The sequence below is a fragment of the Blautia sp. MCC270 genome (genome assembly GCF_018785605.1).
Classification (GTDB): Bacteria; Bacillota; Clostridia; order Lachnospirales; family Lachnospiraceae; genus Blautia_A; species Blautia_A fusiformis.
In genome coordinates this window covers 25,766-36,720 of the sequence record NZ_WQQD01000031.1, presented here as the reverse complement: position 1 = coordinate 36,720, position 10,955 = coordinate 25,766, and the positions used below count along the sequence as shown (strand labels likewise).

12 protein-coding genes and 2 pseudogenes are annotated in these 10,955 nt (G+C 39.2%); 6 read left to right on the top strand and 8 right to left on the bottom strand.

What is annotated here, in order from left to right:
* The 3 genes from GPK58_RS09905 to GPK58_RS09895 form a co-directional block, all read right to left on the bottom strand.
* On the bottom strand, window positions 1–498 hold a 498-nt coding region (locus GPK58_RS09905), incomplete at its 3' end, for an ABC-2 transporter permease (RefSeq protein WP_215638584.1).
* Window positions 495–1,343, bottom strand: a complete 849-nt coding sequence (locus tag GPK58_RS09900) for an ABC transporter ATP-binding protein (protein WP_215638583.1) — start codon at window positions 1,341–1,343, stop codon at window positions 495–497. The genes GPK58_RS09905 and GPK58_RS09900, both read right to left, overlap by 4 nt.
* Before the next feature lie 2 nt (window positions 1,344–1,345).
* Window positions 1,346–1,720, bottom strand: coding sequence for a GntR family transcriptional regulator (locus tag GPK58_RS09895; protein WP_015526677.1), 375 nt, complete (start codon window positions 1,718–1,720; stop codon window positions 1,346–1,348).
* A 239-nt stretch (window positions 1,721–1,959) separates the two neighbouring features.
* On the opposite strand from GPK58_RS09895, the gene GPK58_RS09890 reads away from it, so the two are divergent.
* Together GPK58_RS09890 and GPK58_RS09885 are read left to right on the top strand one after the other, a co-directional pair.
* A complete protein-coding gene (locus GPK58_RS09890; RefSeq protein ID WP_119239792.1) occupies window positions 1,960–2,598 on the top strand; it encodes a DUF3786 domain-containing protein in 639 nt (212 codons plus the stop codon).
* Window positions 2,585–3,166 carry a TetR/AcrR family transcriptional regulator gene (locus tag GPK58_RS09885; protein ID WP_114002687.1) on the top strand — a complete coding sequence of 194 codons (582 nt, stop codon included), beginning with the start codon at window positions 2,585–2,587 and terminating at the stop codon, window positions 3,164–3,166. Before GPK58_RS09890 ends, GPK58_RS09885 begins: the two co-directional genes overlap by 14 nt.
* A 142-nt stretch (window positions 3,167–3,308) precedes the next feature.
* Here GPK58_RS09885 and GPK58_RS09880 read toward each other — a convergent pair whose 3' ends face one another.
* Both GPK58_RS09880 and GPK58_RS13430 read right to left on the bottom strand, forming a co-directional pair.
* Complete coding sequence (locus tag GPK58_RS09880; RefSeq protein WP_215638582.1) at window positions 3,309–3,524, bottom strand: DUF6462 family protein; 216 nt, start codon at window positions 3,522–3,524, stop codon at window positions 3,309–3,311.
* A 282-nt stretch (window positions 3,525–3,806) separates the two neighbouring features.
* A pseudogene (locus GPK58_RS13430) lies at window positions 3,807–3,908 on the bottom strand (methionine--tRNA ligase subunit beta); the annotation flags it as partial.
* Here GPK58_RS13430 and GPK58_RS09875 point away from each other — a divergent pair.
* The 4 genes from GPK58_RS09875 to GPK58_RS09860 all read left to right on the top strand — a co-directional run bounded on the left by GPK58_RS09875 (window position 3,882) and on the right by GPK58_RS09860 (window position 6,857).
* Window positions 3,882–4,382 carry a S24 family peptidase gene (locus GPK58_RS09875; protein ID WP_114002689.1) on the top strand — a complete coding sequence of 167 codons (501 nt, stop codon included), beginning with the start codon at window positions 3,882–3,884 and terminating at the stop codon, window positions 4,380–4,382. The pseudogene GPK58_RS13430 and the gene GPK58_RS09875 sit on opposite strands and share 27 nt — an antisense overlap.
* A gap of 98 nt (window positions 4,383–4,480) precedes the next feature.
* The gene (locus GPK58_RS09870; protein WP_215638581.1) at window positions 4,481–4,681 is read left to right on the top strand and encodes a helix-turn-helix transcriptional regulator; all 201 of its coding nucleotides are present in this window, start codon (window positions 4,481–4,483) and stop codon (window positions 4,679–4,681) included.
* A 149-nt stretch (window positions 4,682–4,830) separates the two neighbouring features.
* Window positions 4,831–5,676 carry a MerR family transcriptional regulator gene (locus GPK58_RS09865; RefSeq protein WP_161210083.1) on the top strand — a complete coding sequence of 282 codons (846 nt, stop codon included), beginning with the start codon at window positions 4,831–4,833 and terminating at the stop codon, window positions 5,674–5,676.
* A gap of 542 nt (window positions 5,677–6,218) precedes the next feature.
* Window positions 6,219–6,857 (top strand): DUF1847 domain-containing protein, encoded by a 639-nt coding sequence (locus GPK58_RS09860; RefSeq protein ID WP_059086447.1) that lies wholly within the window; start codon window positions 6,219–6,221, stop codon window positions 6,855–6,857.
* Between the two features lie 124 nt (window positions 6,858–6,981).
* On the opposite strand, the pseudogene GPK58_RS09855 reads toward GPK58_RS09860, so the two are convergent.
* From GPK58_RS09855 to lysS, 3 genes and pseudogenes are all read right to left on the bottom strand, one after another.
* A pseudogene (locus GPK58_RS09855) lies at window positions 6,982–7,971 on the bottom strand (tyrosine-type recombinase/integrase).
* 248 nt (window positions 7,972–8,219) lie between these two features.
* The gene (locus GPK58_RS09850) at window positions 8,220–8,672 is read right to left on the bottom strand and encodes a VOC family protein (RefSeq protein ID WP_114002692.1); all 453 of its coding nucleotides are present in this window, start codon (window positions 8,670–8,672) and stop codon (window positions 8,220–8,222) included.
* A 224-nt stretch (window positions 8,673–8,896) separates the two neighbouring features.
* Window positions 8,897–10,936 carry a lysine--tRNA ligase gene (lysS, locus tag GPK58_RS09845; protein WP_118609127.1) on the bottom strand — a complete coding sequence of 680 codons (2,040 nt, stop codon included), beginning with the start codon at window positions 10,934–10,936 and terminating at the stop codon, window positions 8,897–8,899.
* Window positions 10,937–10,955: the final 19 nt, after the last annotated feature.

Genomic DNA, 10,955 nt, shown 5'->3' with positions numbered 1-10,955 from the left:
AATCGCAAAAATAATTAAAATTGCGATTGGCAGCACAATTCGCCCTTTCTCTCCTTCGAACCTTATCCTGATCGCGATCATAATTCCCGCAATTGCCTGAAATACAAAAAATGTGATCAACTCCATTGCCAGCATTTCCAGATCAAACACCTCTTCAGGATTTATGAGTACCATAATTCCTGCACAAATCATTCCAATGCACCATCCACATGCTGTCATGATAAAGGAAAAAATATATTTTTCTCTGACATATATTTTTTTATTTACGGGTAAAGAAAATAAATATGTGTAACCATGGCCATTTTCATCATAACTGATCGTATTACCTGAATATATCGCCAGAACAGATGGGATATACATTGCAATGAAAGCAGCTGCCTTTTTTCCTGTAAGTATAAAAAACAATGCTACAAACACTAACACCAAAAAAAGATTACCACCCTGTCGAAAAAACAATCGAAAATCCTTTTCCAAAAGCCCTCTGATTCCTTTCATCATCTTTCGCCCCCTGTCAACATCAGGATCACCTGATCGAGTGATCCGCTCTCTACTACGATTTCCGGATAATTTTCTATATAATACTGCTTCTCGTTCGTCAGACAGGCAACTCCAAAAAACTCTTTTTTCTCTTTCAAAAGATACCTTTTATCCACTGCCTGATATTGTTCCTCACTGACCTTCAACACTGCATATTTTTCAAGAATCGTATCCATCGCTTCATGAAGTACAATCTTTCCTTTATGTATCACATAAATGTCATCACACAGATGTTCTAAGTCCGAAGAAATATGTGAACTAATCAGGATACTTCTCTCCGGTTCTTCTTCCATATACTCTCTTAAAATATCCAGCATCCTTTCTCTCGCTCCGACATCAAGCCCTGCTGTCGGCTCATCCAGCATCAGGAATTCTGCCTGATGTGTCAATGCAATGATCAGATTCAGCTTTGCTTTCATTCCTGTTGAGTACTCTTTTATAAATTTATCCAACGGAATCTGATATTCTTCACACATCTGATGAAATTTTTCTGTTTCAAACTTTGGATACAATTTGGCAAGGACTGCCTCAACATCTTTCCCTTTCAAGTATCCACTGAATCCGGCTTCTGCCAGGACAACTCCCAGCTCTTCTTTCTCTTTTTCACTTAACTCTTCCGGTATTTTTCCCAGGATCTTTATCTCACCGGCATCATAAGAAATGAGTCCGAGCACTGCCTTGAACAAAGTACTCTTACCGGCTCCGTTCTCTCCAACCAGACCGGTGATTCTTCCTTTTTCTACATTTAACGAACAGTCTAACTGAAATTCACCGTAGCTTTTCTTTACTCCTTTAATCTCCAACATAATCATTCATCCTCCATGATGAGTTCAAACAACGAACGGATCTCTTCCTCCTTCATTCCGCAGCGCCTTCCCTTCTGAATTGCTGCTTCCAGATCCGCCTCAACCTCTTTCCTGCGCTCTTCTTCCATCAGCTGTGTATTCGAAGCCGCTACATACGTTCCTTTCCCATGAACTGTGACTGTCATGCCCTCTGCTTCCAGATTGTCATATGCTTTCTTCACAGTAAGTGCACTGATCTTCAGTTCCTTTGCCATTGTTCTCACGGACGGCAATATATCATTTTCTTTTAACTCTCCGGAGATGATCTGCGCCTTGATCTGCTCCATGATCTGTTCATAAATTGGTACCATCGATGTATTATTGATTATAATCTTCATATGTTCCCTCCTGTTGCAAACAGTATATAACAGTATAACACTGTTGTCAACTGTTATATACTGTTTTGCAGTAGTTGACTGCCGGGATTCTGTCATCTGCCATCAGAAGGTATGGGAAGTCTTAGTCATTTACTTTTCATGATCATTAATTTTTATTTGTTACGCAAAATGTATTGACTTTATAGACCGATTAGTCTATTTTGTAAATAACTACAACAAAAATATTCTTGGAGAAATATATGACGAAAGCTATCAATAATTATGATAAAACAAAAATTTCAATGGCACATGTTTTCCTGCAATATGATCAGGCTACAATGATACATAAATATTCATTAGATTACAATTCTGACTGGTTATATATTACTTTTATTAACCGTACCTATCGTATTAACCGAAAAACGGGAAGTGTTCAGTGGTCAGATAATGATTTTGAAACAGTTCATGAAGCCAATCATAATGAAGCAATGACTATTTATGATGTTTTATGTTATTCAAAGGATAGATGCCATCTGTCACATGAATTTGTAAATATAAACAGCCTTTCCTCTGTCCGAACAGGAAATCTCTCACCGAACAGAGGATTTTTTCAGAATACCGCTGACTTTTTTAACGGAAAAACCGTTGAATTGCGTAATGCCTGTATATCACTTTCCGGAAAGGAACTGGAAAAAGGAGATGTTGCTTTTAAATTAAATCTTTTTCCTTTTTTGCCGATTATCATTCGTTTCTGGGAAGCTGATGACGAGTTCCCGGCAAGTCTTCAAATTCTTGCAGATAGGAATACTTTAGATTACATGCATTATGAAACGCTTATGTTTGCACTTACACATCTGTTTTCCAGACTGAAGGAGGAAATGCGAATTGAAAAAGGGTGAAGAATCCAGACAACGCCTGATCGAGTGTGCTGCTGAATTATTTTGGAAAAATGGGTATTCTGCTACTGGAATCAGCGAAATTCTCAAACAAACAGAGCTTCCAAAAGGATCTTTTTATTTTTATTTCAAAAGCAAGGATGACCTGGCAACAGCGGTAACGGAATACTATCAAAAAATCTTACTGGAACAATTTCAAAATAGTTCTCAGGGAAATGACTGGGAAAGTTTTATTGAAGAAATCTTTGATTTTTTATCTGAAAGGACAAATGGACAAACATTTGCAGGCTGCCCGTATGCGGTGATGGGCATGGAAACAGCACTTAGCAAGCCTGCAGTTGCATCTGTATTTATGGAAGGACTGAAAAAATTTGAGCAGATTTTTCAGGAAGTATTGTTATGCTCCGGATTGTCTCCAGATCATGCAAAAATTCTTTCTCAGCGCATGCTTTCTATCTATCAGGGATATTTTCTTCTTGGACGAATCAGCGCCGATACTTCTTATTTGAAAAATGCAAAAAAAAATATGATTGAAATGTACCGGGAATACCGGGCATTTCATGGAATCTGAGAGGAACTTCAGTCCAATGCTGTAAAGCTCTGCCCCTTCCTGATAGCGTACAAATTTCTTTGCCATTTTCTTTGTTTTCTCTACATCTTTACGTGCATATCCCATACACCACCTTATCCTTTCCTGTCGCTGGTTCATGGAATTATTCCAGATAGGCATCAAAAATATCCCGGTTGATCAATACGGTTCCATCTATTCTGTAAATCGCACCTGCATCACTGGCAAGTTCAAATAATTTCTTATGAGAAATACTGTAAATAATCTCTGCCTGTTGATAACGCAGATACTGTCGGCGCAATTTTCTAAACTGCTCCGATACTTCCTTCATACTTGTGATTGGTTTATAATTTTTATCCATGATATTTTCGCATAATTCACTGTTTTACAGAAGTTGACTGCCGGGATATATTTTTTAGTGCGAAAAAAAAGCACCTCTCAGATTAACTCTAAGAAGTGCTCTTGTTGTCATGCATATCAATCATTGATCCAGTGAATCAATTTTGATTTCATTCTCAAACCTGTGTCCTTTCACCTGAAATTCGTCATGCTTCATAACGATTCATCATTCTCCCAAATTTTGTTGTCAAATTGTTGTCAACTGTGGTCTGACATCATGGTTTTAGAGATTTTATATTTAATTTTAGTACAGCTTAGCACCTGCCGGAATATGGTTATCAACCATCAGAAGATGAAGCTTTTCTTCGCCTTCTTCTTCATGAATAGCACTGAGGAGCATACCGCAAAAGCTATGGATTATATCAATCTGCTCCACGCATCCGGAATGTATGAAAAGCAGACTGCTAAGATAATTCCATTCCGTAGCATTGATATTTTTGAAAATGCCGTATCAGCCGGAACCGGTAACTTCCTTGTAGACGGACCGAAAGAGACTGTACGCATAGATGAATCTATCCTGCCGGAAGATACTACTTTCGGTGTCCGTATTAGTGGTGACAGTATGGAACCTGAATTCCATGATGGTCAGATTGCATGGGTATTACAACAGGAATCTGTTGCTAATGGAGAAATCGGCATCTTCGCTCTTAACGGAGAAGCCTATATTAAGAAATTACAAAACGATAAAGACGGAATTTTCCTTATCTCTCTTAATGAAAAGTATGCACCTATCAAGGTTAGTGAAAATGACCGCTTAGACATATTTGGAAAAGTTCTTGGAAAATCTGATGCTTCTGCTATTACAGGACATTGCCGATAAAGCATTGCCGATAAAATTGCAAGTCCTTTTTATTGGACACATTATTTTGCATAATTGACAATAAGAAAATATCTATAGAACTGAAAGAAGGGATTTTTATGGCGGTTACCAATAATATCAGAGAAATCCGGGAACAGCGTGGCATTTACCAGGATGACCTTGCCGCTGCTATCGGATACAGCACCAAAACTGTTGGCAGGATAGAACGTGGGGACAGTACCCTATCTGCCGAATTTATGCTGCGGATATCAAAATACTTTAATATGCTGGTGGAAGATGTATTCCACGTGGAAGATTGAGTCGGAGCAGCAATCCGGTTCCCCTTCTATTTTGGACAGCTTTTCATGTCCTTATCAACAACTATAGTTTTTTGATAAATGCTTGACTGTAAACCTTGTTTATAGTTTATTATTAAGTAAAATAGAGTTGCTCGAAAGGAGGGCATAATATGACTATAAAAGACGTAGAAGAGCGAACAGGTTTATCCCGTTCTAATATCCGTTTTTATGAAAAGGAAAAACTTATTGAGCCTTCGAGAAATGAAAGTAATGGTTATAGAGATTATTCTGAAAATGATGTGGAAAATATAAAGAAGATTGCATATCTACGTACATTGGGAATTTCTATTGAAGATATACGAAGTATTATATCCGAAAAAGTAACATTGCAGGAAATGCTTGAGAAGCAAAAGGAAGTATTAAAAAATCAGATTACTGATTTGAATAAGGCGAAACTCATGTGCGAAAAAATGCTGGATGAAGAAAGTATTAGTTATGAAAAATTACAGGTAGAACAATATGTAACAGATTTGCATGACTATTGGAAAGATAATCGAACTGTTTTCAAACTGGATTCCGTCAGCTTTTTGTATATATGGGGAAGTATGCTTACCTGGACTATGATTACCGCACTATGCTTGATTATTGGGGCTTTGTCTTATTCTAAGTTGCCGACAGAAATTCCAGTACAATGGAGTAAAGGAGCGGCAACATCCCTAGTTAATAAAAACTGGATTTTTATTTGTCCTGTTATATGTATCATAATCCGTTATTTATTAAAACCTTTTATCTATGCGAAATTACAGATGAACAATTATTATGGAGAAATTATAACAGAGTATTTGACAAATTATATGTGTTTTATTGTGTTGTCAGTGGAAATCTTCTCCATACTTTTTACTTTCGGAGTGGTAAAAAGTGTTGTTGTACTGTTATTTGTGGACACGGCAATTTTTATTGGATTGTTAGTAGTTGGTTTGGTAAAAATGGATTTGAGAGGGAAAGAAGTTTTATGATTCAAATTTTATATTTCAGAAATAACAATAAGATACTATTTTTCCCACGCCTACTATGAGAACGGCGGCTATGAGATAGAAATTGCATATACTGGCGAATAAAAGAACCGCTGTTGCATGGTTTATTGGCTTCCATGTAGCTAGTATTCGGCTGAGGTATTGAAAGAGCTAGGATTAAAATGAGGGAAGTGGATAAATGTTTTGATTGACGAAATAACCTATACATGATAGTATAAATCCAAAGATGATGGTCTATCAGAGAGACTGTTATATATCTTCAAGTTTAAAAAGATAATTTTCAATAATTTTTCAAAAATCAGAATCGACAATTCATGACAAATCAACCCTGAATCGGGGAACGTTTCTCATAGAAAAGAACTACAAAAAATAAGAAAATAAAAACGGAAAACCATTGTCTGTAGTATAAGTATTTGTTATTATGAAGTAAATAGAGGATATTTTACAAAGTAAAGCTTAATCTAGAGAATCTGCCAGTGGCAGGCCTCTGTAGATACCAAGGTATACAAAAGGAGAGTGAAAAAATGAAAAAAGAAGCCATGTCCTGTATCGACTGCGCAGTAAAAAACTGCAGCAAAATGGACAAAACCTATCCAGATTTCTGTCTGACAACACACATGGATGAAGAAGTTCTAAATGAAGCTATGGAATGCTACAATGAAGACGAGAACCGCAAAGTAACAATCGCTGCAGCTGAAGTAGAGTATGAGAATTACTGCAAACATACCCGTGTCGAAGAAATCATGGATTTTGCAAAGAAGATTAATGCGAAAAAGATCGGGATCGCAACCTGTGTCGGATTGTTGAAAGAAAGCCGTATCCTGGCAGATATCCTGCGCAGACATGGCTTTGAGGTGTATGGTGTCGGCTGTAAAGCCGGAACACAGAAGAAGACATCGGTCGGCATCCCGGAATGCTGCGAAGGTGTCGGTGTGAATATGTGTAATCCGATCCTGCAGGCAAAGCTTCTGAACAAGGCGAAGACGGACCTGAATGTTGTGGTCGGACTTTGTGTGGGGCATGACAGTCTGTTTTACAAATATTCCGAGGCACTGACTACGACAGCAGTGACGAAAGACCGTGTATTGGGGCATAATCCGGTGGCGGCGCTTTATACTGCGGATAGTTATTATTCGAAGTTGAAGAAGAGTGAAGAAGAGTAATATTTCTAATTTGGGCGTTTAAAGATACATAAAGATATCCCATTCAAGCATTTCTCTTTTTATCCAACGAAAAAAAGAACACACAACACTCTGTATGTTCTCTTTCTGTATGTGAAGTCCAATATTATACTTTGAAGTAGCTATCCAATCCTTTGAACTCTTCCGCTTTCATTTCTTTTGTAACATCAGCATAGATGTTCAGTGTAGTTGAAATATCTGAATGTCCGAGTGCGTCTTGAATGACCTTTATATTTACTCCAGCTTCACACATTCTTGTTGTAAATGTATGTCTAAGCGAGTGGCAGCTAAAATGAGGAAGTAACACATCAGGTTCATCACTGTACAAAAACTGCTCATCATTGCAATCACGGATAATTCTTCGGATTGCTTTGTTGAGTGTGGCTTGGTGCTGTGCCTGACCAAAACGATTGATGAAAATAAAATCTGTATATCCGTCAATCGTGACCTCGCAATGAAGTCCTAAATCTTCCTGCTTCTGTTTCTCATGTTCCAATGCTTCTTTCACAAAACCGAGCATTGGAACCTACCTCATACTCGCCGGAGTCTTCGTTGTATTTACATTGAAATAACAGCCACTTTTACTTCCCTCGGTTCTGTGGTCATAATATACAAGAGTATGATTAACATCAATCATTCCACTTTCCATATCAATATCACACCATCTCAATCCAGTTACTTCCCCCACACGAAGTCCAGTTCCTATCATTACTGCAAAGACCGGATACCAGTGTTCATATACAGGGTGGGTTTTCAGGAAATTCAGAAATAGCTCCTGCTCCGGTTTCGTCAACGCTCTACGCTTTTCCGACTGAAAACAATGTGCTTTTTTCAATTCTCTCAACACATTATCTGACGGGTTATTTCTGATAAAGTCATCATCGACAGCAATCTGTAAAACCTGATGAAGAACCGTATGTATATTATCAATCGTTGAAGGCTTCAAATTTCTTTCATCAACAAGATAATTGTAGTATTTCTTAATATCCGATTTCTTCAGCGTTGATATTCTTTTACTTCCAATCACTGGTCGCACAAAAGTATTGTACATATATTTGTAATTTTCAAAGGTATTATTCTTCAGCCCTCTTTTCATATTTGCCCAAGCGGTAAGTTTTTCTCCGACCACTCCGAAACAAGTTCCGGATGTACTTCTGCTAAACTGTTATTCATAGCCAAACCGGGGCCTCCTTGTGCTTAGAGTATATGAAGTTTTAGCTTTGTCTTGTAGTTTGCGAATATCCGTATAAATAGAAAAAGCCCTTTGAGAAAAGGATTTCTCCCCTCTCAAAGGACAACCAGACAAACTGAAAGTTGCCACTTTCCTGTACTTACCATTTTTCATTAAAGCGGCTGCATCATCTCAAGAATGATTCCATCCGGGTCTCTAAAATAAAAAGCTCTACTTTCCCCAAATCCATCTGCTCTAAAATCGAAATACTGCGGTTCAGACAAGCACTCCACATTATTATCTACGAGATGTTTGTAAGCAGAATCAATATCATCTGTGTAGAAACATACTTCCGAGATAGATGTTGTAAACAAATCAGAGGGAACTTTCTTTACTTCGTTGTTTACAAACTGAATCAGCTCAACTGGCGGTGCTTCAACAGCCTTGGAGCCATTCAAATAAGCGACCCTTGCTTTGCAATTTACTCTACGAAACATTTTATCTGTTTCTTCGCCTTCCATAAAAATCTCTCCTTGAAACTCAAGCCCAAGGACATCTCTGTAGAATGCAATTGAGCGTTCCAAATCAGAAACCGTTAGTCCTACATGATAAATTCTTCCAAACATATATATTTCTCCTGTAAATTTCGATATGTATTTTTGTTTGTTCAAAAAATGGGCAACTCCGATTGGAATTGCCCACTCATTGTACTAATTATGCGATTTTTTCTTGCTTGCACCGATTTCTGCATCAAATGATGTACGTTTGATGTAAATCGCTGTTTTTTTAGTTTTTTATCAAATGAAGTACGTCCCGTCTATTCGGTAAAACGGTACATCTTTACATCATCTTAATAGAGCTTTGCACCTGCTGGAATATGGTCATCAACCATCAGAAGATGGAGCTTTTCTTCGCCTTCTTCTTCGTGGATAGCACTGAGGAGCATACCGCAAGAGTCAATGCCCATCATAGCTCTCGGTGGAAGATTTGTGATAGCGATAAGCGTCTTTCCAACCAGTTCTTCAGGCTCATAAAAGCTATGAATACCGCTTAAAATGGTTCTGTCTGTGCCTGTTCCGTCATCAAGCGTAAACTGTAACAGTTTCTTTGACTTCGGTACTGCAACACACTCTTTAACCTTTACTGCACGGAAATCTGACTTGCTGAATGTGTCAAAATCAACTGCTTCCTCAAACAAAGGCTCAATCTTTACCTTAGAAAAATCAATCTTTTCAGGCTCAGCTTTCACTTCTGCAGCTGCCGGAGCTGCTTCGGAAGTCTTGGATGCTTTCTTATCAGCGTCCAGTGACTTCATTGTCGGGAACAGAAGTACGTCACGAATAGCCTGGCTGTCTGTCAGGAGCATAACGAGACGGTCGATTCCGTATCCGATACCACCTGTTGGCGGCATACCGATCTCCAGTGCATTCAGGAAGTCTTCATCTGTGTGGTTGGCTTCCTCATCACCTGCGTCTGCAAGAGCATCCTGTGCTTTGAAACGCTCTCTCTGATCGATCGGGTCGTTGAGCTCGGAATATGCGTTACACATTTCCCATGTATTGATAAAGAGCTCGAAACGCTCTACCTTGTTCGGATCGGAAGGTTTCTTCTTGGTCAGCGGAGAGATCTCGATCGGATGATCCATGATAAATGTCGGCTGGATCAGCTCTTTCTCACAGTACTCCTCGAAGAAGAGGTTGATGATATCACCCTTCTTATGGCGATCCTCATACTCGATATGATGCTCGTCAGCAAGCTTCTTGGCTGCCTCATCATCTGCTACTTCGTCAAAGTCGATTCCTGCATATTTCTTGATGGCATCGTTCATGGTCAGACGTGCGAAAGGCTTTCCAAGATCGATCTCGATACCATTGTAGGAAATCTTTGTGGAACCGCAGACCTTCTCTGCAAGGTAACGGAACATGGACTCTGTCAGCTCCATCATTCCCTCATAATCAGTATATGCCTGATAAAGCTCCATCAGAGTGAACTCCGGATTGTGACGGGTATCAACACCCTCGTTACGGAATACACGGCCGATCTCGTAAACTCTCTCAAGTCCGCCTACGATCAGTCTCTTAAGATAAAGCTCCAGGGAAATACGAAGCTTAACGTCTTCGTTCAGTGCGTTATAATGTGTCTCGAATGGTCTTGCAGCTGCACCGCCTGCGTTGGAAACCAGCATTGGTGTCTCAACTTCCATGAAGTCACGTCCTGCAAGGAAGTTACGGATCTCCTTAAGGATCTGGGAACGTTTGATGAATACATTCTTGCTGTCCTGGTTCATGATAAGATCCACATATCTCTGACGATAACGGGTATCTGTATCTGTCAGTCCGTGGAATTTCTCAGGAAGGATCTGTAAGCTCTTGGAAAGAAGAGTCATCTTCTCTGCATGAATGGAGATCTCACCTGTTCTTGTTCTGAAAGCAAATCCCTCCAGACCAAAAATATCGCCGATATCAGATTTCTTGAAATCTGCATAGGAATCGGTTCCAATGGCATCTCTTGCCACATAAACCTGAATGTTACCCTGTAAATCCTGGATATTGCAGAAAGAAGCTTTTCCCATTACACGCTTGAACATCATACGTCCTGCGATTGATACATGGATCGGGCTTGCGTCCATGATGCTTCTTCTTTCTTCATAATCCTTCTTCTGAGCCTCTTTTGCCTGCTCTTCATCAAGACCTGTTACATCAAGTTCCTTGCGATCTTTGAGAAGCTCTGCCTCATGTGCTTCATAGAGATTCTTTACCTCAAGGGAATGATGTGTCTGATCAAATTTTGTGATCTGAAACGGGTCCCTGCCATTTGCCTGAAGGTCTGCCAGTTTGTCACGACGTACCTTAAGCAGCTGGTTTACATCCTGCTTCTTCTGCTCTGCCACTTGTTGGCCTCCTTAATCT